Consider the following 24,714-nt stretch of genomic DNA (forward strand, 5'->3'; position numbering starts at 1 on the left):
CGAAAGCCGCAGGCGATTACGTACTCGTTCTATTGTGCCAGCTTTACGCTGTCACGTCTCGTTGAGGGTCTGCTGTTTTCTAGTGTTTTCTCGTGTCTACTAGTTAGCGCCCTCACGCGCTTAATAGCACGATAGCCCCACTACCCCTATATGAAGTTGAGGGTTGTGAGGCTATAAAACCACTGTTACCAGCGGTAGTGGGCGAAGGCGCGGTTGGCCTCTGCCATCTTGTGAGTGTCTTCGCGACGCTTCACGGATGCACCCAGACCGTTCGATGCGTCCAGGATCTCGTTGGCAAGACGCTCGGTCATGGTGTTCTCACGACGCTGGCGGGTGAAGGTCACCAGCCAACGCAGTGCGAGGGTGGTGGAACGGCCGGGGCGAACCTCAACCGGAACCTGGTAGGTAGCGCCACCAACACGGCGGGAACGAACCTCAAGAGCCGGCTTAACGTTGTCGAGAGCCTTCTTCAGGGTGAGGATCGGATCGGTGCCGGTCTTCTCGCGGCACTGCTCCAGAGCGCCGTAAACGATGCGCTCTGCGGTGGACTTCTTACCGTCAAGGAGAACCTTGTTAACCAGCTGGGAGACGAGAACGTCGCCGTAAACTGGATCCTTGACTAGCTGTCGGGAAGGTGCTGGACCCTTACGTGGCATTGTTTACTTCTCCTTCTTAGCGCCGTAGCGGGAACGTGCCTGCTTGCGGTCCTTAACACCCTGGGTGTCGAGGGAACCACGCACGATCTTGTAACGAACACCCGGGAGGTCCTTCACACGACCACCGCGGACGAGCACCATGGAGTGCTCCTGCAGGTTGTGGCCCTCACCCGGAATGTAGGCGGAAACCTCGATACCGGAGGTCAGGCGAACACGAGCGACCTTACGCAGTGCGGAGTTCGGCTTCTTCGGGGTAGTGGTGTACACACGGGTGCACACACCGCGGCGCTGCGGGGAGCCCTTCAGCGCAGCAGTGGCAACCTTCGTGCTCTTATCGTGACGGCCCTTGCGGACCAGCTGCTGAATAGTTGGCATAGATGAACTTTCTTTCGGTTCTTTCGGTGCAGTATCGCAACGCGGCCACCGAAGTGGTGACTGCCCTGCGGGTTGAGCATTTGTAGCTTTGGGGATCCCAAAGGATGCGCACACACGAAAAATAAGGGGCTCTTCCTTACGGGGCCTCTTCCGTGGTGTATCACCCCACGCAATAACGTGGAGATCCCTGCATCGCACTCCAGCTGCACAACCGGCCTAGACGTTAGCCCGGCATAAACCCCGGCTAACCTGTGGCCACCACTGCACCAGCGGAGACAATACAATCTACGGGGAAGAAGTTTAGTGCACCTTGTGCCAGCTACCAAATCCCATTTTCTTAAACACACTGGCCTACAATCATCGCGATGTTTCCTTACCCGTTCGACCTTGCATCCATCGGCGAGGGGCTACCCGCCGCCGAGCTGCTCCCCCGAATCCCCCAACGCGGCCCTTTGGTGGTGGAAGCACCGCCGGGAACTGGTAAGACAACCCTAGTCCCTCCAGCACTCTCCAATATTTTGCAGAGCTCAGTGCAAACAGCCACTCCGCAGAAAGTACTCGTCACCGCGCCTCGTCGCGTGGCCGTCCGCGCGGCTGCCCGGCGCCTTGCGCAATTGGACGGCACCCGCGTCGGTGACCGGGTCGGTTATAGCATCCGCGGCGAACATCACCCAGGAACTCTCGTGGACTTCGTCACCCCGGGTGTGCTCCTCAATCGCCTGCTTGCGGACCCCGCCTTAGAGGGCGTGGGTGCGATCCTCATCGACGAAGTCCACGAGCGCCAATTGGACTCCGACCTTGTGTTGGCCATGTGCCAGGAAGTCGCCATGCTGCGTGAAGGCGACCCCACCGAGGAGCTCTACCTGTGTGCCATGTCCGCCACTGTCGACACGCAGAAGCTCGCGGAGTACATGGGTGCGCAGGTTGTATCCACTCCAGCAGTCACCCACCCCCTCGAGATTTCTTTTCACCCTCACCCCGAACGTGCACAGGGCTCACCCGCTTTCTATCGCCATGTTGCCAAACTCGCACAACAGGCTACCGACAACCAGCGCGAGTCTGGTCACGCGGATCACCGCACACTCGTTTTCGTCCCCGGACGCAAAGAAATCGACTCGGTCTGTACCCACCTCCCCGACGCTGCCCCGCTACATGGCAGCTTGTCTTCCCAGGAACAAGACGCAGCACTGACCGGAGACTCCCCCATCGTGGTCGCGACCTCCATCGCCGAATCTTCCCTGACTGTTCCCGGTGTCCACACGGTCATCGACGCAGGCCTTTCCCGCACACCCCGCCGCGACCAAGCACGCGGGATGTCCGGGCTTGTCACTACCTCCACTTCCAGAGCTAGCGCCGATCAACGTGCTGGTCGCGCAGGGCGCCTTGGCCCAGGCCAGGTCTACCGTGCTTACTCTGCCGCTGACTACTCCCACTTTGCACCCGACATCACTCCGGAGATCCTCTCCTCGGATCTTGTCGCCGCTGCTCTCACGCTCGCCGCATGGGGTTCCCCCGATATCTCTCTTCTCGACGCCCCGCCGGCCGCAACTCTCACCGATGCCCACCAGGAACTGCACTATCTGGATGCCCTGGACTCAAAGGGTTCCATTACCGAGTTAGGCCAGAAGCTCGCGCGCATTCCCGCCGACCCACGCCTCGGAGCAGCCCTGCTGGCGCACGGCTCAGGCGCAGCCAAAGTTGTCGCGGCGCTGGCTACCGGTTTGCAAGGGGATCTGGCCGAAGCAAAGCCACCAGCTTCCGAGGTCCGTCGCTTCGCCCGGATGGTGAATGACCATGGCACGGCTACTCCGGGCGACATCGTGGCCTCCGCCTATCCCGACCGTGTGGCCAAACTCGTGGGCACAGATGCCGACCAGGCAGTGTATCTGCTGGCCTCCGGCACCCGTGCCACACTGGCCCCTGAGTTGCGCCGCACACTCAGTGGCTCCGAATGGCTGGCAGTGGCAGAAGTGCAATTAGGACGTACTCCCCTGATCCGTGCCGCAGCAAGCCTGCAGCAGCCAAGCTCATCGCAGATCCGGGAAGACGTCACCGCACACATAACTGAAGGCAAGCTCCGAGCCCGGCGCACCCGCCACCTCGGAGCCATCGAGCTTTCCAGCACGCCAGTTTCGGTCAGCGAACTCAGCGAGGCAGATAGGCACCAGGCCGTCGCAGCCTTAGCAGCCGAGGGACTTGGGTGGCTACAGATGACGGAGGGGGCGTCAATAGTAAAAGAGAGAGTCGACTACCTGCGTCAGCAACTGGGGGAACCTTGGCCGGATCTAGCTGCAGGCGATTACACGCCAGAGGCCGAGCGAGTGGTCGCGGGCGAAAGAATCGCCGATATTGACGCCTACCAGGCGATCATGCGCCAACTCCCGTGGCCCGAGGCAGGGCGAATGGATGAACTGGTGCCGGAACGGCTGGAAGTGCCCAGTGGGTCTGCACCGAAGATTGGATACGAGACCGGACGACCGATCGTGCGCGTCAAGCTGCAGGAATGCTTTGGACTGGCGGAATCCCCCATTATTGCAGGTAGAAAAGTTCTGTTCCATCTGCTTTCGCCAGCGGGGCGCGAACTAGCTGTCACCGATGATCTTAAAAGCTTCTGGGACGGCCCTTACCAGGGCGTGCGCAAAGACATGCGGGGGCGCTATCCGAAGCACCCATGGCCCGAGGATCCATGGTCGGCGACAGCAACAAAGAAGACTAAACGCGCCTTAAGGAACTAGGAAATCAGCGCGGTGGCGCGAAATTAGCGACGCTTGCTGCCGAATGTCTTGGTGAAGTTCAGACCACGGATCGGGGTGTGGATCGTCACGGATTGGCGACCGTCGGCGCGCTGGGTAATGCGCATCGGTCCGATACGGGTGGAACCACCCACTCCGCCGGAAGAGGTGTTCACCTTGAACGGACCGAAATTTTTGGAATCTCGAAACATAAAGCCCATGCAGCACATGATAAGGCACCGCAAGGAAAAGCGGGTACTTCCCCTTGCGTTAGGGAAGCACCCGCTCTAAGCGAACCTACTGATTCGCGTTGGAGACTGAGTTACATCAGATCCATATCGTCCAGTGGCACGGCTGCGCCGGTAAACTCACCGTAAGTGTCGTCGGCGTAGAAACCATCGCCGAAGGAGGACGGCAGGGAGTAAGCCGCTGCGCGGGCCTCCTCGGTCGGCTCAACACTGATGTTGCGGTAGCGCGAAATACCCGTACCGGCCGGGATCAGCTTACCGATGATCACGTTTTCCTTCAGACCGATGAGCTTGTCCGAACGCTTGTTGATAGCAGCGTCGGTAAGCACGCGGGTGGTCTCCTGGAAGGAGGCCGCGGACAGCCAGGACTCGGTTGCCAGGGAGGCCTTGGTGATACCCATGATCTCCGCACGAACCTCTACCGGACGGCCGCCAGCCTTCACGGCTTCCTTGGACGCTGCCACTGCATCGGCGTGATCCACCAGGGAGCCCGGCAGGAACTCGGTCGAACCGGAGTCGATGACCGTCACGCGGCGCAGCATCTGGCGCACGATGATCTCGATGTGCTTATCGTGAATAGCCACACCCTGATCGCGGTAGACCTTCTGCACCTCGTTGATGAGGTGCTGCTGCACGCCACGGCGACCGAGCACACGCAGGACCTCGTGCGGATCCGCAGCGCCCTTCAGCAGCTGCTGCCCCATCTTCACGTGGTCGCCATCGCGGATCGGGCGCTCTGCCCCACCGTTGTTCAGCGTTGCCAGGCCCTGACGCTTCGACAGCTTCTCGTACACCACATCGTCGGACCCGTCGTCCGGCTCGATGGTGAGGGTGAAGAAGTTGTCGTCGTCCTCGATGCGAACCTTGCCGTCCACCGAAGCGATCGGGGACTTCGCCTTCGGCACGCGAGCCTCGAACAGCTCCTGAACACGCGGCAGACCACCGGTAATGTCGCCACCGACACCACCGAGGTGGAAGGTACGCATCGTCAGCTGCGTGCCCGGCTCACCAATAGACTGAGCTGCAACAATACCGACAGCCTCACCGATCTCGACCTTCTTGCCGGTCGCCATAGAGCGGCCGTAGCAGGTGGAGCAGACACCGGTGTTGGTAGCACAGGTCATCACGGAGCGGACCTTTACTTCCTCCACACCAGCGTCGAGGAGAGCCTTCAGCTCTGCCTCGCCAATGACGTCGCCCTCGGCGACGATAACGGTGCCGTCGGAGGCGGTGGCGTCGCTAGCCAGGTAGCGACCCAGGACAGACGTCTCGACGAAGTCTGCAGGGGTGTAGTTGCCGGTCGGGTTGCCCTCAGCGTCCAATACCGGAACGGCCACAGGGGTGACAGCGCCCTGCTTGGTGCCACAGTCGTCTTCGCGCACGATGACGTCCTGTGCCACGTCCACCAGACGACGGGTCAGGTAACCCGAGTCAGCGGTACGCAGCGCGGTATCGGCCAGACCCTTACGGGAACCGTGGGAGTTGTTGAAGTACTCGAGCACGGACAGACCTTCACGGAAGGAGGTCTTCACCGGACGGGTGATGTACTCACCACGGGAGTTGGTAACCATGCCCTTCATGCCGGCCAGGGTCCAGATCTGACGCATGTTACCGGCAGCACCCGACTTCACGATCATCGGAATCGGGTTGTCGTCCGGGTACAGATCCTCAACGGACTGACCAACGAAGTCGGTAGCTTCCTTCCACAGGTCCACCAGAGACTGGTAGCGCTCGGCCTCATTGATCTTGCCGCGTGCCATCTTCTTCTCGATGACGCGGGCCTTGGCCTCGTAGCTGTCCAGAACTTCCTGCTTGTTCGGCAGCACCAGCACGTCGTGCATGGTGATGGTCACACCGGAGCGGGTAGCCCAGTAGAAACCAGCGTCCTTCAGCTTGTCCACCGTCTGTGCAACGGTGATCATCGGGTACTTCGCCGCAAGGTCGTTAATGACGGCAGCCTGCGGCTTCTTCGCCATGACGCCCTCTACGTATGGGTAGTTCCACGGCAGCAGCTCGTTGAACAGCACGCGTCCCAGGGTGGTCTCCGCCAGCCAGGTCTGGCCGCGCTGCCAACCATCGGGGAACAGCTGCGCCTCGACCTCAGCGGTCGGACGCAGGTGGTTGATACGCACGCGGATTGGAGCCTGCAGGCCCAGAACACCACGGTCATAAGCCATGATTGCCTCGGCCAGGGAGGAGTAAACGCCCTGTGCAGGGCCTTCCTCGGTAGCCGCCGCGTAAGCGCCCTGGCCACCGAACTCTTCTGGCTTCTTCAGCAGGGTCAGGTAGTACAGGCCGGTCACCATGTCCAGACGCGGCATAGCCAGCGGCTTACCGGACGCCGGGGACAGAATGTTGTTGGAAGCCAGCATCAGGATGCGAGCCTCGGCCTGTGCTTCGGCACTCAGCGGCAGGTGAACAGCCATCTGGTCACCGTCGAAGTCTGCGTTGAAGGCCTCACAGGCCAGCGGGTGCAGCTGGATAGCCTTACCCTCGACCAGGATCGGCTCGAAGGCCTGAATACCCAGACGGTGCAGCGTAGGCGCACGGTTCAGCATCACCGGGTGCTCAGCGATGGCCTCTTCCAGGACGTCCCACACCTCAGGGCGCTGGCGCTCCACCATGCGCTTTGCGGACTTGATGTTCTGCGCGTAGGACTTCTCCACCAGACGCTTCATCACGAACGGCTTGAACAGCTCGAGAGCCATCAGCTTAGGCAGACCACACTGGTGCAGCTTCAGCTGAGGACCGACGATAATCACGGAACGGCCAGAGTAGTCCACACGCTTACCCAGCAGGTTCTGGCGGAAGCGGCCCTGCTTGCCCTTCAGCAGGTCAGACAGGGACTTCAGCGGACGGTTGCCCGGGCCAGTAACCGGACGGCCACGGCGACCGTTGTCGAACAGTGCGTCGACGGACTCCTGCAACATGCGCTTCTCGTTGTTCACGATGATCTCGGGGGCGCCGAGATCCAGCATGCGCTTCAGGCGATTGTTGCGGTTGATGACGCGACGGTACAGGTCGTTCAGGTCGGAGGTCGCGAAGCGGCCACCGTCCAGCTGCACCATCGGTCGCAACTCCGGCGGGATCACCGGGATGCAGTCCAGAACCATGCCGGCCGGGTCGTTTCCGGAGCGCAGGAACGCAGCGACAACCTTCAGGCGCTTCAGAGCGCGCAGCTTCTTCTGGCCCTTGCCGTCACGAATGATCTCGCGCAGAGCCTCAGCCTCGGCCTCAAGGTCGAAGCTACGGATCAGGGTCTGGATAGCCTCCGCGCCCATGCCACCGGTGAAGTAATCCTCGTAGCGGTCTACCAGCTCGTTGTAGATGTTCTCATCCACAATCATCTGCTTCGGAGCCAGCTTGACGAAGGTGTTCCAGATCTCGTCCAGGCGATCGATCTCACGCTCGGCGCGCTCACGAATGTGGCGCATCTCGCGATCGGCTGCGCTCTGAACCTTCTTCTTGGCGTCGTTCTTAGCACCTGCTGCCTCGAGCTCAGCAAGATCGTCTTCGAGAGTCTTGGCTCGGTCGGCCAGCTCTGCGTCGCGGTCCTGCTCAACTTCCTTCTTCTCCAGCAGCATCTCTGCCTCGAGCGTGGACTGGTCGTTGTGACGACCCTCCTCGTCGACGGAGGTGATGATGTTGGCAGCAAAGTAGATGATCTTTTCCAGATCCTTCGGAGCCAGGTCCAGCAGGTAGCCCAGGCGAGAAGGCACGCCCTTGAAGTACCAGATGTGGGTAACAGGAGCGGCCAGCTCGATGTGGCCCATACGCTCACGACGAACCTTGGACTTGGTCACCTCAACGCCACAGCGCTCACAGATGATGCCCTTGTAACGAACGCGCTTGTACTTGCCACAGCCACACTCCCAGTCGCGGGTCGGGCCGAAAATGCGCTCGCAGAAGAGGCCATCCTTCTCCGGCTTCAGGGTGCGGTAGTTGATGGTTTCAGGCTTCTTGACCTCGCCACGGGACCAACGACGGATGTCGTCAGCGGTCGCTAGCCCGATGCGAAGCTCATCGAAAAAGTTGACGTCCAGCACGTGGACTTCCTTTCCCCTCCTCTTAGCGGAGGGCTTTGGGTAGTTGCGGCGCTTAGCTGTGTTGTTTGTCGGGCTAAACGCCGAAAATACGGCGAATGTACGAAAGTCAGATGTTTAGGGTCGTCAACGCCCTAGCTGACATCCATGTCAGCATCCGGACGCTCGTCACGGGACAGGTTGATGCCCAGAGCTGCGTTAGCGTTCTCCAGCTCATCGTCATCGTCAGAGGACAGCTCCATCGGGGTGCCGTCAGCGGCCAGAACCTCAACGTTCAGACACAGCGACTGCAGCTCCTTCAGAAGAACCTTGAAGGACTCCGGGATACCAGGATCCGGGATGTTCTCGCCCTTCACGATCGCCTCGTACACCTTCACACGACCAACCACGTCGTCGGACTTGATGGTCAGGAGCTCCTGCAGGGTGTAGGCAGCGCCATAAGCCTGCATTGCCCACACCTCCATCTCACCGAAGCGCTGGCCACCGAACTGTGCCTTACCGCCCAGTGGCTGCTGGGTAATCATGGAGTAAGGACCAGTGGAACGAGCGTGAATCTTCTCATCGACCAGGTGGTGGAGCTTCAGCATGTACATGTAGCCCACGGAAACCGGGTACGGGAAGGGCTCGCCGGAGCGGCCGTCGATCAGGTTGGACTTACCGAAGTCGTCGACCTGACGCTCACCGTCGCGGTTCGGCAGCGAAGAGCGGAGCAGCCCTGAAAGCTCGGCGTTGGAAGCACCGTCGAACACCGGGGTAGCCGTTAGAGAGTCCGCCGGAACGTCGTAAAGCTCCTCTGGCAGGGTTTCCAGCATCTTCTGGATCTTCGGATCCTGGGACTCGGTATCGACCTTCCAGCCGGCCTTAGCCAGCCAGCCCAAGTGCACTTCCAGAACCTGACCAATGTTCATACGACGCGGCACGCCGTGAGTGTTCAGGATGATGTCGATCGGGGTACCGTCCGGCAGGAACGGCATATCCTCCTGCGGCAGGATCTTGCCCACGACACCCTTGTTGCCGTGGCGACCGGCGAGCTTATCGCCGTCCTGGATCTTGCGCTTCTGAGCAACGTAGACGCGAACCATCTCGTTGACACCGGCTGCCAGGTCGTCATCATCTTCGCGGGAGAAGACACGGACGCCGATGACCTTACCGGTCTCGCCGTGCGGAACCTTCATGGAAGTATCACGAACCTCGCGGGCCTTCTCGCCGAAGATGGCGCGCAGCAGGCGCTCCTCCGGGGTCAGCTCGGTTTCACCCTTCGGGGTGACCTTACCGACCAGGATGTCGCCGTCGCGGACATCGGCGCCGATGCGGACGATACCGCGATCGTCGAGGTCTGCCAGGACGTCTTCGCCCACGTTAGGAATGTCGCGGGTGATCTCCTCCGGACCCAGCTTGGTATCGCGGGCGTCAATCTCGTACTCCTCGATGTGGATCGAGGTCAGGACGTCCTCCTCAACCATGCGCTGGTTCAGGATGATGGCGTCCTCGTAGTTGTGGCCTTCCCACGGCATGAAGGCAACCAGCAGGTTCTTACCCAGTGCCATCTCACCGTTGTCGGTACCCGGACCATCAGCCAGAACCTGGCCGGCCTCAACGCGGTCGCCTTCGTCCACCAGTGGCTTCTGGTTGTAGCAGGTGCCCTGGTTGGTGCGCTCAAACTTGCGCAGCATGAAGGTATCGCGCACACCTTCATCGTCCATGACGGTGATGTAATCGGCGGAAACGTACTCCACCACACCGGCCTTCGGAGCGATGATCATGTCGCCGGCGTCGTACGCAGCGCGCAGCTCCATACCGGTACCCACGTACGGGGACTCGGAGCGCAGCAGCGGCACAGCCTGACGCTGCATGTTGGCACCCATCAGCGCACGGTTAGCATCGTCGTGCTCGAGGAACGGAATCATCGCAGTTGCCACGGAAACCATCTGTCGCGGCGACACATCCATGTAGTCCACCTCGGTGTACGGGACGACCTCCACGTCGCCGCCGCGCAGGCGAACCTCAATGCGCTCCTCGGTGAAACGGTGATTCTCGTCGAACGGAGTGTTCGCCTGAGCAATCACGTGGCGATCTTCTTCATCCGCGGTGAAGTAGTAAACCTCATCGGTGATCTGCCCATCCACAACCTTGCGGTACGGGGTCTCGATGAAGCCGAAGGGGTTCACGCGGGCGAAGGAAGACAGGGAGCCGATCAGACCAATGTTCGGGCCCTCAGGGGTCTCAATCGGGCACATGCGTCCGTAGTGAGACGGGTGAACGTCGCGAACCTCCAGGCCAGCGCGTTCACGGGACAGACCGCCCGGACCCAGCGCAGAAAGACGACGCTTGTGGGTCAGGCCAGACAGAGAGTTGTTCTGATCCAGGAACTGCGACAGCTGGGAGGTGCCGAAGAACTCGCGGATCGCTGCGGAAACCGGACGAACGTTGATCAGGGAGGTCGGCGTGATGGACTCCGCATCCTGGGTGGTCATGCGCTCACGCACTACACGCTCCATGCGGGACAGGCCAACGCGAACCTGGTTCTGGATCAACTCGCCTACGGTACGCAGACGACGGTTGCCGAAGTGGTCGATGTCGTCGGTATCGATCGGAATCTCGGTACCGTCCGGGGAAGTCATGGACTTCTCGCCTGCGTGCAGGCGCACCAGGTACTCGATCGTGGTCAGAATGTCCTCTTCAGTGAGGATCATCACGCCATCGGTATCGCCACCCAGGCCAAGCTTGCGATTCACCTTGTAACGACCAACCTTGGCCAGGTCATAGCGCTTCGGCTTGAAGAAGGAGTTTTCCAGCAGAGCCTGTGCAGAGTCGCGCGTCGGAGACTCGCCCGGACGCTGCTTGCGGTAGATCTCCAGCAGTGCCTCGTCGGTGTTGTCCACGCCGTCCTTTTCCAGGGTGGACATCATGATTTCGGAGAAGCCAAAGCGGTCGGTGATTTCCTGCGTGGTCAGGCCCAGAGCCTTCAGCAGAACGGTTACCGGCTGACGGCGCTTGCGGTCGATGCGCACGCCAACGGTGTCGCGCTTATCAACGTCGAATTCCAGCCATGCGCCGCGGGAAGGGATCACCTTCACAGAGTGCAGCGGACGTTCGGTAGAGGCGTCGATAGAAGCGTCAAAGTACACGCCCGGGGAACGGACGAGCTGGGACACGACAACACGCTCGGTGCCGTTGATGATGAACGTGCCCTTGTCCGTCATCATCGGGAAATCACCGATGAAAACGGTCTGGGACTTGATCTCACCGGACATGGAGTTGGTGAATTCCGCGGTCACATACAGGGGTGCCGCGTAGTTGATGTCCTTATCCTTCGCCTCGTCGATGGTGGACTTCACGTCATCGAAACGGGGCTCGGACAGGGTAAGGGACATGTTCTCGGAGTAGTCCTCAATCGGAGAAAGCTCCTCGAGAATCTCCTCAAGTCCGCTCATGATGCGGACGTCCTCCCCTGCCTCAGCTTGGGCACGGGCGCGCCATTCAGGCGTGCCAACGAGCCAAGCGAAGGACTCTCGTTGGAGGTCTAGAAGGCCTGGAACCTCAATCGGAGCATCGATCTTCGCAAAGCTGTGTCGCTGCGGAGCTCCGGGAATTCCGGCCACTGAGCTGGTCTGGCGGGAGACTGCCAAGATGGGTCCTTCCAGCACAACATCGGTCGGCACTACGTGGTGGAGCTGTAGTGCACGGTCGTGATTGTGTGTGTACGGTCTCGTGATGGTCGATTTAGATGGATTTTCCCTGCCAAACTATCGCCACGCAGAAACGACTAAACGACCTTGTCAAATGGCCTTTTTGGCACGTTTGGCAAAGTCTGCTTTTCGAGCAATGCTCTCGCATCGCGTCTACGCAACCCGATAGTCGTTTCGTCGAAGCGAATAGCTCAACAATTCAAATCCAGCGCAACGAACTATCCTATAGCATCGCTGCGCGATTGTCTAGGCTCCGTCTGCAGCCCCCGCTGCTCTTTCCTCAGCCTGTTCTTCAGTCCGTTTTTCAGCCGCCTTCTCGGCCGACCTCTGAGCCGACTTTTGGGCCGACTTCTGAGCCTTTCGCTCAGACCACTGCCGAGCCCGCCTCTTAGCCCGGATCCACAGAACCAACACGACGGATGCTGCTGCCACAATAACACCCGCAACGATCAATGCAAGACCCCATTTGTCGGTGTGCCGCTGACCACTTACTTCCATGGCCTGATCCAGCATCGACGACGTCACCCTCTGTGGCGTCTTACCGTGGAACTTCAACAGGTTTTGCACTTCCTTGCCCGAGCTGTCTCGGTACGTGTCCTTGATGTCCTCCTCGACGCCGACCAGCAGACCCGATTTCGGCTCCACAGTTAGCTCTCGCCACCCCTCGTGGAATAGCTGCGCACGCTGAGGCTTCCCATCCCCTCCCTCAACAGTGATGGTGTTGCGGATACCCGCATATTCCTTAGCTACGGACGTGGCAGGGATTTCCTGACGGAACACGTAAAGCTCGTGATCGTGACCATCGGCAGTGGTCACCGTGCGAGTACCAGTGAACTCGGCGGGCAACGCGCGACGTAGCGTCATATCGAAATAGTCATAAGAACGCTGCCCCGTCCCCTGTGGGAACTTGGCCCAATAGCCGGCAATCTCTCCCTCAGTCGCGGGAGTAGCAGGAGTGTCGGATACCTTCGCTCCGCCCTTAGCCTCACCGGATCTACGATCCACAGTGAAGCTCCACACCTGTGCATCAAGCAGAGATTTCAGGTCGTCCTTGACGTCGGTGCGAGCCGTAGTGACGCCTACTCGAGCGCTCGCCTCCTCATCGGTCGCAGGCTCCTCCAAAGTGATCTTGAACTGCCTATTGACCGGCGCCGTAACGTCCTTCTTGCCATCCAAGCCCTGGTAATTCGGCCCAATCACCGCCGCCGGATCGTTGAGGGTAATCGTCGTCGCAGCCAGGTCTAGCGGTACCGCTTTCTCGTTCGACACCACCTTCGGAAGCATGACGCCCACAGTAATCAGCGCAACGCCAATCAGTGCACCGAGCGCACCCAGTATGTAGAGGCCTTTGCCGGTCCCTTTCGTGGAGCTGGAATCTTTCGTCACTTCTCTGCCACCATCTGCGTTTTAGTTCTTTCGCATACCCACAACAGCAAGCACGCTTTCAATATTGTCCTCCTAGCGTAGCAAGGCAACAAAAAACCGCCGGAAACCACAAAAAGTGATTCCCAGCGGTTTAGTTCAATCGCACCGTCGGCACGTGGCCGACGTGCGGAAAGTAAGACGAGCTTACTTGAGGGAGACCTTAGCGCCAGCCTCTTCCAGCTTGGTCTTAGCAGCCTCAGCGTCGTCCTTGGAAGCAGCCTCCAGGATGGCCTTCGGAGCACCCTCAACCAGCTCCTTAGCCTCCTTCAGGCCCAGGCCGGAGACGATCTCGCGGACAACCTTAATAACGCCGATCTTCTTAGCGCCTGCGTCCTCCAGAACGACGTCGAACTCGTCCTTCTCCTCAGCAGCAGCGCCGCCCTCAGCAGCACCAGCGGCAGCAACGGCAGCAACCGGAGCAGCAGCGGTAACGTCGAAGACCTCTTCGAACTCCTTAACGAACTCAGACAGTTCGATGAGGGTCATTTCCTTGAAAGCCTCGATGAGCTCGTCCTTGGTGAGCTTAGCCATGATGGCATCCTTTCGTAGTTGCGCCGGAGGGTCAGAAAGTGTTGGTGACCCAACCGGCAAAGTGGTTTATGTCTTATGTGTGTGGGGAAGGAACTTACTGTTCCTTCTTCTCCTGCAGTGCAGCGGCCAGGCGTGCAACCTGGGATGCTGGTGCGTTGAACAGGCCTGCGGCCTTTGCCAAGGAACCCTGCATGGCACCGGCCAGCTTGGCCAGCGTGGTTTCGCGATTGTCCAGCTCGGCGATTGCCTCAACCTGAGCTGCATCAATCGTGGCACCGTCCATGTAGCCACCCTTGATCACGAAGTTCTTGTGATCCTTGCCGAAGTCCTTCATAGCCTTCGCAGCATCTACGGCCTCGCCGTTGATGAATGCGATAGCAGTCGGACCAGTCAGCAGGGACTCATCAAGCTCAATGCCAGCTTCGCGTGCAGCCAGCTTGATCATGGTGTTCTTGGCGACGGAGTAGGTAACTTCCGAACCCAGAGCGCGACGCAGCTCGGTGGTCTCAGCCACAGACAGGCCACGGTACTCGGTCAACAGAGTGGACTGAGCCTGCTCGAAGCGTGCCTTGAGCTCTTCCAGCGAAGCGGTGTTCTTCGGATTAGCCATACTCTCGCCTCCTTCCTGATGTATACGGTGTACGTTTTACGCAATACGTCCACCGACGATCATTGTTGAAGGGCAACACTGTACATAAACGACAAAGCGCCTTGTTTTCCGGCGTGATACGCAAGAAGCACAAGGCGCATTCGTAGGATCCCCGGCTTTTAAAGGCTGGAATCCGATCCGAACGTCTAATCGTGTTACCTGCGTGGGCCGTCATCTATGACGATGATCCTTCAATCTCCTGTCCACATTCTCCCTTTCAAGGAATATGTAGACGGTGATGACCGACGGTCTTCGGTGAAAACTTGACGTTGCTGATCTCGTTGTTGATCTAGTCAAACTTCCTCGAAGGAGGTTACACCCCTGTTCACAACTTCTCCAAATCGCGGCTTTTACCTCTATCAATTCTTTCGTTTACAAAACTTGAGGATACTCATTTAGTTATCCTTGGGTTTTATGGAAGCATTTATCCCCAAGTTCCTATCCAGCCTGCGACGCGACAATCCCCTACCGGAGGGCGTCAATAAATGGGAAGAACCTTTAGACGGCAGAACACCAACGGTGCTGATCCACGGCACGTGGCTGAATGCTTATAACACGTGGGATTACATCGCCAAACACCTCGTCGCGGCGGGCCACCCCGTTTTTGCCGTGAACTACGGCAAGGATCGATCCGCGATCACAGGAAAAGCCGCGGGCGTATATGCGAACAACTTCCTACGCACCTCCCAACTGGAGGTCGCAGCCTTTATCGACGAGGTTATCGAGCGCACAGGGGCGCAGAGGGTAAACCTCGTGGGGCACTCGCAGGGAGTCGCTCAGGCGCGCCTTTACCTCTCCGACTCCGGCGGTGCGGATCGGGTGGACGTAGCTCGCAATAAAGTGGCTCGACTGATCGGCGTAGGGCCGGCACACCATGGCACCACGTTGTCTGGCATATCGACACTGGGCGACCGGATCGACCCGAACAATAAGCTCGCTGGGTTCCTGGAGAAGTTCCTTGGTGGTGCCGCTATCGACCAGCGCGTCGGCAGTGAGTTCGGTGATTACCTGAACCGCGAAGGCGACACCACGCCGGGCGTCGACTACACGATGATTACGGCCAAGTACGACGGTATTGCGACGCCCCGTTTGAAGCAGGTGATGGTTGCGGGCGAAGGCGCCCGGGTGCGCAATCTAAGTGTGCAGGATGGCAACCCGCTGGATCTATCTGGGCACCTGGCAATGCTGTATTCGCCGCGCGTGGTTGATTTGATTTTGGAAGCTCTGGCACCGGGCGACGACGGCCCAGAGACTTACCGTGCAGCCAACCCGCTGAAGCGCGGGATGGTGCTGCCTTTGATGGGAGAGTTCCGGCTGCCGCGGAGGCGCGGTTAGCGCTCCTGGCCTTCAGCCCAGCCGTCCTCCTCATAGGTGCCTTCTGCATAGGCCTGCTCAGCGCGGTCGCGGCTGATTTCCCGGTAGGCCTGCAGAAGTTGCATGGTGTGAGCGCGCTGCATATTGCGTGCCGCCACAAAGAAGAGCAATGCGCCACCGAGAAGCCCCATCAGGCCTAGCCCCAACAGGAAACCAGTGGTCCAGCCACCGCTGGTGAGGGAATCCAGGAAGGATTCGGCGGCAGTCTTTTTGGTCTCCACGTTCTGTGCACCATCGGAGTGCGCAGGTGCGGCGTTGCCATTGTGCTGTCCCTGGGCGGCGTTGATGCGGTGAATGCCACCACCGCCGCCGGCCTCTTCACCTGCTGCCTCGCCCTCGACGCTGCCGGCTTCTTCGGCGATTCCAGCATCCCCAGCACCACCGTCCGAGGCGGAGGCGATGTCACCACCAGCAGAACCGCTAGAAACATCCGCCGCTCCACTGCTCCCCCCGGTAGAACCGCCACTCACAGAGTGTCCACCACCAGTACCACTGCCGCTGGTTCCATTGGAACCGGAGCCATTACTTGCACCACCATTGGATGCAGCGCCTGCAGCGTTGGAGTGTCCATTGGACATACCGGTCGCTGTGCCGCTGGATGCGCCGGTCGCTGTACCGCTCGCTCCGTCACCGCTGTTTGCACCACTGCTTGCACCACCCGCGGCGGTGTTGCCGGAGTTGTTCTTAGCATCCGACTGTGGAGACTTGTTGTTTCCACGCAGTGCCTCGATACCACCGACAATCGTGTCCATGTACTTGCCGATCTTCACGTTCTCGCTATCGAGGTGCTTCTGGAGCTCCTGCAGTTCCTCGAGCCCAGACTTACCGTTCTTTGCGTTACCTTCTTCACCGCAACTGTCCTTGATGACGAAGAAGGTCTCTAGCTCCCTATCGAACTTCTTGCCATCCACGGTGGTGCCTTCGTAGCGGAAGACGACTCGATACGCACCCGGCTTGGTGAAGAGGAACTGCTGGTGATTGTGAGCGCCCACCGAATAGTGGAGCTTGTTTTCACGGTGCTCGGAATCGAGGCGGAGTCGGGTATCCAAGCCAGTGGATTCCAATGTCACCATTCGACCCGGCCCCTCGAAATCCTTAATGGAGAGGTCCACTCCTTCCTTCGCGGAGTTCAGGTGCTCGGTGGAAAAGCCCAGCCACGGAACATCGCGGTTTTCTTGCTGCGCCTGTGGCAAGGAAATGGCGCTCTTGCCCAGCTCCTCGCGGTACTCATCCGGCACGCGCACCTTAGCCTTTGGACTATTAACCAGGAAGATGAAGCTGCCGGACTCGCGTTCCTGAACATTTGCCGGATCCGCACCGTCTTTGAGGAAGGTGTGCGGGTCTGCATCCGAAGCATCATTGGTACCCACGCCTAGATCCATGTGGCCGCTGGGGATCACCGCTCTCTCAGTACCTTCATTGGATCCAAAGGCCTCGTCAATCTCCCCACGGACTTCCTCATCGGAGACCTCCTTCGGAGTCTCGCAGGAGGTTTCCGTTTCCTCCGTGCCATCCTCGGGATCGGTCGGCTCCTCGGCACCTTCTTCACCGGTTCCGGCATCTCCGGAATCCCCGGTTGTGGGATCAGTCCCCTCGGTCGAATCAGTCGGAGCCGTGGGATCGGCCGGATCAGCCGGATCTGTAGATTCAGTATCCGAAGGCTGCCCCGGCTTATCCCCCTCATCCGGCTTCTCCTTGTCAAAGGGCGCGACAGGCTTTGTGATCTTCTCCAATCCCGTCGTTGTTCCCTCCGGCAATCCCACCTGCTTGTCGCTACCCACCAGCCAATTGATGGTGCGCTCAGCGGACTTGACGGTGGTGCCGTCGGACTTCTTCACATCCCAAGCCATCGTCAGCTGGTACAGCCCCGCTTTAGAGAAAGTCCAGTTGAAGTGTCCATGCCCACCGACCTCATAGTCATAGTCTTTGAGGCCATCCTTGGTGGAAAGCACGCGCTCTGGGGTAGGCGTGCCGGAATTGTGGAAGAAGACCTCCATGTTGCCGGGACCGGAGAACTTCTTCATGTGGAAGTGCAACGCCCCCTCTGCGAAGTCCTTTGGCACCTCTACCTCATGTGCCGGATCAAAAGCACCCAGGCCGGCCCAGATAGGGCGCCATTGGGAGGAAAAGTCCACGGCCTGCGGGGCATTCCACAACACCGTACCGGGCTTACCCAGGAAGGACAGCGCCTTCTTGTTCGGTACCTTAATGCGGGAGACTTCCCTACCGTCAACTGCGTCGGGCGCCAGGCGCAGGCAGACGTCGTCGGCCGGAACGGGTTGCTGCCCGTCCACGACCATCACATCCGGCTTACCTTTGTTGTACGTGCCGTAGATCGCATCAACATGCGCCTTGTACAGCAATTTTTTGCCTGCGCACACATGCGGTTTACCAGTTGCAGTGTTCTTTACATCCTTCCCCACGGTCGGCCCGCTGCTGACCTCGCCGGGCTTGTGTCCCGTCGGCGTCGCCTGCGCCCGCTGCAGGATATCGGCGGTCTGATGGTCACTGCGTAGTGGTGACGCCGCATTCCACGCACCGAACACCACCGTCAACACCAGCACTCCCAATACAGCCAACATGGACTTGGCCGCCCACATCATCCGCGCGGACTTATGTTGGCTGCGCTTGAGCTCGGCAAGGTGTGCCCGTTCAAGGCCATTCAGCTGCTTCGACCGCAGCTGCTTGAGAAGATCACGCTTATTCTGCATCAGTAGCTACCACCTGTGAGGGGTTGTTGGATTGTTTGGCGGCGCGAATGGGCGTCGCTAGGAAGAAGGAGAGGAGGAAAACGAGGGTGAGCACCAGGACGATCGTCGCACCCGTGGGCACATCAATGGCCCATGAGACATACACGCCGACGAAGGAACCGACCGTGCCGATGAACGCACTCAAGCCCATCATCACGACCAGTCGGTCGGTCCATAGACGTGCAGCAGCAGCCGGGGTAATCAGCAATGCAAGCACCAGGATGTTGCCCACGGTGCGCACCGACATCACCACTGCAGCTGTGACAGCCAGGTACAACACCACATCGATCAGCAACACGCGGATTCCCATGGCAGCTGCTGTCTCGCGATCGACGGAGACGGCAACGATCTCTTTGTGCAAGGCAGCCACCACAACGATCACGGTGACTCCGACGACGGCGCTGAAGATGATGTCCTCGTTGGACACACCCGTAATAGAGCCGAAAAGGAAGCTATTCAGGCTGGCCGTGTAGCCCTGCACCTTCGAGATCACGACCAACCCCAGCGCAAAGGCTGCGGCGAAGAAAATACCGATGACCGTGTCCTCTTTGACACGCCTGCGCTGCGAGAACAGGGCGATCAGCAAAGCGACCACGGCACCGGCGATTGCACCACCGGCGATGACAGAAAACTGCAAAGCAAAAGCGATTGCGAGGCCGGGGAACACGGCATGTGCCACCGCATCACCGATAAAAGCCATACCGCGCAACACCACATGGGTTCCGATAACGCCACAGACCAATGCAGAAAGCACCGCCACAAGCAGCGCCTTCGGGAGGAAAGCCAACGCAGGGTTGGTCAGGTCAGCCAAGAATTGGGAGAAGGAAATCATTGTGACAACCCCACTCCCCGCAGCAATGGCGAATCAGGTTGAACGTCAAAAGTCTCCATCCACGGCTCCGCATTCTGCAGTTCGCTAGGCGAACCATCAGCGATAATCCGCCCATTCAGCAACACCAGGCGATCGCATACATGCACCGCCTGTGCGAGGTCATGGGTGACCATGAGGATGCTCATGCCATCGGCGGCCAAGGACTGCAGGATCTCCACCAAAGCTTCGATGCTAGGGAAATCCATGCCTGTGAAAGGCTCGTCCAATAGCAGCAGAGTGGGTTCCACGGCCAGGGCGCGGGCTACCAGCACGCGCTGACGCTGGCCGCCAGAGAGCTGTCCGATGGGCCGATCCGCCAAATGCTGCAGGTTTACGCGCTTCAGGGCATGCGCCGTCGCTGCGAAGTCCGCCCGGCGGGATCTGCGCAGCGGACCGATCAGGCCGGCACGGCCATTGAGCACCGTGTGGCGCACGTCGATGGGATAATCCCATGCGAACTCGTGGCGCTGTGGAACATAGCCCACGCTGGCGGCTTTGATGCTGCCTTTGGTGCGCGGAATTAGCCCCAGGATGCTGCGCATCAACGTGGTCTTGCCCGCGCCGTTCGGCCCCAGCAGGCCAATCAGCTCACCGGGACGTGCCTCCAGGTTCACGTCGGTGAGGATCTGCCGTCCCGCCAGGCGCACGTGCAGGTCCGCTATCTGGAGTGCGGTCACTTCAGCTGACCCCACAGTTCGTCCTCAATGCGCTTGCGCTCCTTGGCGCCCTTTCGCAGGGAAAGGAAGCCAAGCACCAATACCGCGACGACCACCACGCCCACACCAACGAGGATCCACGGCAGGGCGGAAGAGCTCTTCTCCGAGGAGTCCTCGTCGCTGGCGTTGTTCGAATTTCCATCGGCGTCGTTGTCGGAGTTGGAATTGTTGGCATTGGAAGCGTTGGCGTCACCCGAAGAAGCAGCACCGGCCTTCGGCAGCTCGCCTTCCCAACCAGAGTTCTGGGCCTCAGCAGGATCCACTCCCACAGCGAAGGTAAGCACATTCGTCGTGGTCTTCTCAGAGCCATCCTTCATCTTCACTCGCACTCCCATCGCAACGCGATGCACTCCCGGCTCGGTAAAAACCCAGTTCGCGTGAGTGTGCGTGTTGAGATCCACCCAGAGATCCTGCGGAGTGGGCTGCGCGGAGTTCCACAGCTCCTGGGGCTTTTCGAAACCACCGGCCTGCAGGAACATGCTCATCTGTCCCGGCCCCTGGTGGCCCAGGTACTCCATGGTCACACCGCGGTTTGCCTGTGCGATCAGTGCTGGGGATTGCGTGTTCCATCCCAGCCACGGCACGCCCTGCACCTCGGTCTGCGGCAACACCCAGACTTCCTGCCCCGGCTGCGCGCCGGTGAACTCATAGCCGCCATCGGCGGGCAGCTGCTGCTTGGCCTTGTCGGATACGTCGAAGACGACATCGTCCAGCACACGCCACACGGGCTTTTCTTCCGCATCGTCGCGCAGCTGCACATCCAGCTTTCCACCGTCCAAGCGCATGCCCAGGTCCGCATGTCCGCGATCGAATACATGCGCAGTGCCGGCGGGGATGTGCTCTTCTTTGTCCGTCACGGTCTGCTTCAGCGCGGGATCTTCTGCTCCTTGCGCCCCTTGCGCCGCCGCTACCGGCAGAACCACTGGAGAGCCTGCTGCTAATACTCCCCCGGCTAGCAGCATGGCCGTCGCCGGCGCCAGGAAAACCTTAGCTGCTGAATTCTTGATTGTTGCCATTACTCTTTTCCTCTTGTCGTCTGACTTTTGTGTTCGTCGGTTGTTCTAAAAGTTCTTGAAGGACGTCTTCGACGCTTCGCCCGCGTGACCATCGAATCCACCGCGACTGCGAATCATGCGCTGCTCAGGCAGTCGGCCATCGACTCGGCATTGGTGCGCATCAGGTCCACATATGTCGGGGCTTTATCGTCGAGTGTGTCGCTGCGAATTTGGCATACGCTGACTCCCAATCGGTCGGCGATTTGCTGTAGCTCACGGGTGCGCCCCGCCATCGTCGGCTCGATAAACACCGCCGGAACCTTCAGGTTTTCCAGAGTGCGCGTCAGACTCACAAGGTCCCGTGTACTCGGCTCGATCTCCGGGTTCGGAGTAACGAAACCTGCGACATCCAGGCCGTAGGCGTCCGCAAAATAGGCATAGCCATCGTGAGCCGTCACGAGGTGGCGGCGGTGCTCCGGAACTGTGCGGATCTCGCCTTTGATTTCACGATCAAGGCGATCCAGCTGATCCAGGTAGTTCTGCGCGTTCTCCTGGTAGTCCGCGGCGTGATCGGGATCCACAGTAATGAGCTTGTCGCGAATCACCTTCACGTATGCCATCGCATTCTTCGCGTTGTGCCACAGGTGCGGGTCGAGCTCGCCGTGGACGTGCTTGCCCAGCACAGCCTGCGGCAGCAGGTACGTCTCATCCCCAGCGTTCCCAAGAAAGCGGAAAGTTGGGTCTCCCGGGATCGGCTGCAACGTCTGGTTTGGCACATTGACCACTGCTTGCTTGGGGTCGAAAGTGCCGCCGTCGCCTACAAGGTTGATGCTGTTTTCGTCCGCATTCACCGAAATGTCGTAGTGCCCACTGTCTATCTTTTTGGACGCCCCGTCATCCGTGCCCACATTGAATTTCACAGTTTGGTCCGCGATATGCTGCGGCGGTTTGCCTTCATCCGGAACCAAAGAAGCACGAAGGTGCAGGGTGTATGTGCCAGGTTTGGAGAAAGACCAGCTCATGTGGGTGTGCGCGTCGACAGGCAGCGTGGCGGTATCGCCCTCGTAGCCGCGGGAGGCATCGAAACCATCGCGGGAGTTGAAGAACACTTCCGGTTGACCAAATGTTCCGGTGATATACGCCGCAGAATCTCCTGGCCCTTCAACATCAGTGACGCTGAGGTGCATTTCGGAGTGTGCGGAACCACCGTGTTTAGCGCCAATGCCCTGAGCTCGAATGCCCAGCCACACCGTGTCGAGCGCCATGTTCTCCACCAGCGGAATAACTGTGGCGCCCTGGTTGGCAGCGACATCCGCGAGAGACACGACCTCCACACCGGGCAATACACCGTTGTCCATGGTTCGTAGCACCGACTGTTGTTCCAACAGAAGCCCGTTATTAAAGGCAATATCGGCGTTGGCGAGATTGCGCACATCACGCAGGGTTAGTTCGTAGGAGTGCGGGTCCGCGGTGTTCGGAATCAGCGAAGTTACACGGGCGGAGTCTCCCGCCACGTGGCGAGCGATATCGGCGATGATTGGGGTAGAAGCCACGACATCGGTGATGCCATCCTCGCGGCTGGGCAGGCTTTCACCGCCTGCCACCGCACAGCCCGCCAAACCGGTAGCCAGCAGCGCTGCGCTGACGTTTGCGCAAAGGGATTTGGCTGCTCCCCTACGCGATGAATCGTGACGCTCCATCCCTAAAACTTGGAGCCTTTGGAACGAGGGGGCGTCATAGAACGAGAAGGCAGCAAGGTCTCGGACGACAGAGTATTCGTGCGCAGCATGTACACCACACCTGCGCCGAGGGCGATCAGACCCGCACCTGCGATGGCGAGAGCCAGCATTGCCGAGGCAGATCCGGTGTCCGCCAGGGAGCCATCGGAGTTCGTTGCGCCCGAGCCGGATCCGCCAGCCCCACCGTCGGCGGAACCGGATCCACCAGCTGCACCATCAGCACCGGCAGCACAGTCACCGTCGGTGGTGATGCTTGAGCCGAAGTCGAAGTGGCCGCTATTGGCGTTGCCACTGCCGCCGACAGTGAAGGTCAGCGTAGCGGGTGCACTTACTTTCTTGCCTTGCTTCGTGGTGGCAGTCTGCGTGATGCCTACCTTGTACGTGCCAGGCTTGGAGAACACCCAGTTCGGGTGGACATGCGAGTTGCGCGGAACAACGTGGGAGCCGGAAGGGTTGCCGCCGGAAGCCTTGAACCATTCCTTGCCCACGACCTGACCGAGGTTGCCCTGTTCAAAGACGTACATACTTCCGGGGCCACTGAAAGAGGTCAGCTGGAATGTGACGTCTCCCTGCGTGTTAGCCAGAAGATCCGGGTGCATGGTGTTGACACCCACCCACGGCACGCCGTTGGTCTGGGTGGCGCCGATCATCCATGCAGTGCCGGCGCCAACAGAGCCAAGGGCCTGAGGCAGGTTCGTCTTGGCTGCCGAGCCGAGGCCGAAGTTGAGCGCAGTGGGGTTGGTCCACTTTGGCGGTTGGGTGCGGTCGTCCTTGATCTGCGGGCGTAGGGCTGGTTCGCCCTTCTTGCAAGTAGCGGAGCCTTCGGACTTTCCATTTGCACTCGAAGTAGAAGAAGTGCTGTTACCGCTGGCAGTGGATGCGGACTTGTTGTTGGAGGTGGAGTTGCTGCTGGACTTGCCGTTGGAAGTGGACTTGTTGGACGTACCTTGTGCGCTGCTAGCGCCAGTTGCGCCTGTAGTTCCTCCACCTGTGGCACCGCCGGAGGTGCTGTCTCCGTCAGCCGATCCGCCACCACCAGCGGCGTCTTCGCTACCGCATGGGGTTGCACCTTCGGCAGGCTGATCAGCGTTTTCATCCTGATCGGACTTGCCCACTACCCAGGTGTAGGTCTTTACCTCGGACTTCGCTCCGTCCGCGGTAGCCTGCACCTGCATGGAGTAACGGCCGGGGCGCTCGAAGGCCCAGTTGGCGTGGACATGGCTCGGGTAGGACTGGTTGATGCTATTGCCGGACTTCACCTCGATGCCATCCGTGAGCAGCGGTGCCATGTCACTTCCCACCTGGCTCCACATAAACACTCGGCCTGGGCCGCACACCCGGTTGAAGTTGATGTTTACGCCCTGGTAGTGAGGGGCAACGCCCTGCGTATCCCAGCCAGGCCAGATCAAATTCTCCTGCTGTGTCTGCGGAAGGTAGTAGGTCGGCGCGCCGATCCCTTCAATATCCTTTGTACGGGTTTCATAGGCCTGTGCCCCGATTTCCAGAGTGACGTTATTCGGATCACGTACAACGTGGGAACCCGTGGCATCCTCGGTGAGATCCAGCTTGAGGTTGCCGGAGCCAGAAGAAGTCACATGGAAAGCATCAATGTGCCCCTGGTTAAGGGTCACAGATTCAGCCTTTGCCTGAGGCAAACTCTGCAGCCCAAAGCTGCCAGCGCCGATGAAGGCGGTAAAAGCGGTAAGAAATGCGGCTGCGAGGACCGCAAGGGGACGGCGTGCGGCGCCGCCGCGCTGGCCAAAGGCCGTGAGGGGTGAGTTGTGCACCAGCTATAGCCCTTCTAATAAACAATGAGTCTAGTTTTCATTAAGGACTATAGTGAAGCGGTAATCATTTTCAAACACGGGGTCGGATCGGCTGTCCACCCCTCGCCCCCCTGCAGCACTGTCAAGGCTCAAAA

General features: G+C 59.7%; 16 protein-coding genes. 2 read left to right on the plus strand and 14 right to left on the minus strand.

The genetic code is table 11. From position 1 onward, the window contains the following. Nucleotides 1-185 precede the first annotated feature (185 nt). Nucleotides 186-656 carry a 30S ribosomal protein S7 gene (gene rpsG, locus AC05K6_RS05480; protein ID WP_005291999.1) on the minus strand — a complete coding sequence of 157 codons (471 nt, stop codon included), beginning with the start codon at nucleotides 654-656 and terminating at the stop codon, nucleotides 186-188. A 3-nt stretch (nucleotides 657-659) separates the two neighbouring features. After that, nucleotides 660-1,031, minus strand: a complete 372-nt coding sequence (gene rpsL, locus AC05K6_RS05485) for a 30S ribosomal protein S12 (protein ID WP_034971062.1) — start codon at nucleotides 1,029-1,031, stop codon at nucleotides 660-662. A gap of 365 nt (nucleotides 1,032-1,396) precedes the next feature. On the opposite strand from rpsL, the gene AC05K6_RS05490 reads away from it, so the two are divergent. Then, the gene (locus AC05K6_RS05490) at nucleotides 1,397-3,766 is read left to right on the plus strand and encodes an ATP-dependent RNA helicase (protein WP_476727983.1); all 2,370 of its coding nucleotides are present in this window, start codon (nucleotides 1,397-1,399) and stop codon (nucleotides 3,764-3,766) included. A gap of 23 nt (nucleotides 3,767-3,789) precedes the next feature. Here the strand turns inward: AC05K6_RS05490 and AC05K6_RS05495 are convergent, their stop codons facing one another. From AC05K6_RS05495 to rplJ, 6 genes are all read right to left on the minus strand, one after another. Beyond that, nucleotides 3,790-3,984: a DUF4236 domain-containing protein gene (locus AC05K6_RS05495; RefSeq protein ID WP_005292014.1), complete on the minus strand. Its 195-nt coding sequence runs from the start codon at nucleotides 3,982-3,984 to the stop codon at nucleotides 3,790-3,792. A 101-nt stretch (nucleotides 3,985-4,085) separates the two neighbouring features. Beyond that, nucleotides 4,086-8,057 (minus strand): DNA-directed RNA polymerase subunit beta', encoded by a 3,972-nt coding sequence (locus AC05K6_RS05500; protein ID WP_476727984.1) that lies wholly within the window; start codon nucleotides 8,055-8,057, stop codon nucleotides 4,086-4,088. A 131-nt stretch (nucleotides 8,058-8,188) separates the two neighbouring features. After that, complete coding sequence (gene rpoB / locus AC05K6_RS05505) at nucleotides 8,189-11,701, minus strand: DNA-directed RNA polymerase subunit beta (protein WP_293791660.1); 3,513 nt, start codon at nucleotides 11,699-11,701, stop codon at nucleotides 8,189-8,191. Nucleotides 11,702-11,989: 288 nt separating this feature from the next. After that, nucleotides 11,990-13,129, minus strand: coding sequence for a cell envelope lipid trafficking protein PgfA (gene pgfA, locus AC05K6_RS05510; protein ID WP_476727985.1), 1,140 nt, complete (start codon nucleotides 13,127-13,129; stop codon nucleotides 11,990-11,992). A gap of 183 nt (nucleotides 13,130-13,312) precedes the next feature. Further along, complete coding sequence (rplL, locus tag AC05K6_RS05515; protein ID WP_293791639.1) at nucleotides 13,313-13,699, minus strand: 50S ribosomal protein L7/L12; 387 nt, start codon at nucleotides 13,697-13,699, stop codon at nucleotides 13,313-13,315. Nucleotides 13,700-13,793: 94 nt separating this feature from the next. Then, complete coding sequence (gene rplJ, locus AC05K6_RS05520) at nucleotides 13,794-14,309, minus strand: 50S ribosomal protein L10 (RefSeq protein WP_448307842.1); 516 nt, start codon at nucleotides 14,307-14,309, stop codon at nucleotides 13,794-13,796. 453 nt (nucleotides 14,310-14,762) lie between these two features. Here rplJ and AC05K6_RS05525 point away from each other — a divergent pair, with 453 nt between their 5' ends. Next, entirely contained in the window at nucleotides 14,763-15,683 is a 921-nt protein-coding gene (locus AC05K6_RS05525) for an esterase/lipase family protein (protein WP_476727986.1), read from the plus strand. On the opposite strand, the gene AC05K6_RS05530 is transcribed toward AC05K6_RS05525, so the two are convergent. From AC05K6_RS05530 to AC05K6_RS05555, 6 genes are all read right to left on the minus strand, one after another. Continuing rightward, the gene (locus tag AC05K6_RS05530) at nucleotides 15,680-18,433 is read right to left on the minus strand and encodes a choice-of-anchor M domain-containing protein (protein ID WP_476727987.1); all 2,754 of its coding nucleotides are present in this window, start codon (nucleotides 18,431-18,433) and stop codon (nucleotides 15,680-15,682) included. The two genes, AC05K6_RS05525 and AC05K6_RS05530, sit on opposite strands and share 4 nt — an antisense overlap. Further along, a complete protein-coding gene (locus AC05K6_RS05535) occupies nucleotides 18,423-19,304 on the minus strand; it encodes an anchored repeat-type ABC transporter permease subunit (protein ID WP_293791644.1) in 882 nt (293 codons plus the stop codon). The genes AC05K6_RS05530 and AC05K6_RS05535 overlap by 11 nt, the downstream gene beginning before the upstream one ends. Continuing rightward, entirely contained in the window at nucleotides 19,301-20,020 is a 720-nt protein-coding gene (locus tag AC05K6_RS05540) for an anchored repeat-type ABC transporter ATP-binding subunit (protein WP_448307837.1), read from the minus strand. Before AC05K6_RS05540 ends, AC05K6_RS05535 begins: the two co-directional genes overlap by 4 nt. Beyond that, entirely contained in the window at nucleotides 20,017-21,075 is a 1,059-nt protein-coding gene (locus AC05K6_RS05545; protein WP_476727988.1) for a choice-of-anchor M domain-containing protein, read from the minus strand. The genes AC05K6_RS05540 and AC05K6_RS05545 overlap by 4 nt, the downstream gene beginning before the upstream one ends. A gap of 113 nt (nucleotides 21,076-21,188) precedes the next feature. Beyond that, nucleotides 21,189-22,754 (minus strand): anchored repeat ABC transporter, substrate-binding protein, encoded by a 1,566-nt coding sequence (locus AC05K6_RS05550; protein ID WP_476727989.1) that lies wholly within the window; start codon nucleotides 22,752-22,754, stop codon nucleotides 21,189-21,191. Between the two features lie 2 nt (nucleotides 22,755-22,756). Continuing rightward, entirely contained in the window at nucleotides 22,757-24,580 is a 1,824-nt protein-coding gene (locus AC05K6_RS05555; protein ID WP_476727990.1) for a TIGR03773 family transporter-associated surface protein, read from the minus strand. Nucleotides 24,581-24,714 lie beyond the last annotated feature (134 nt).

It is taken from the genome of Corynebacterium sp. TUM25020, assembly GCF_056388495.1.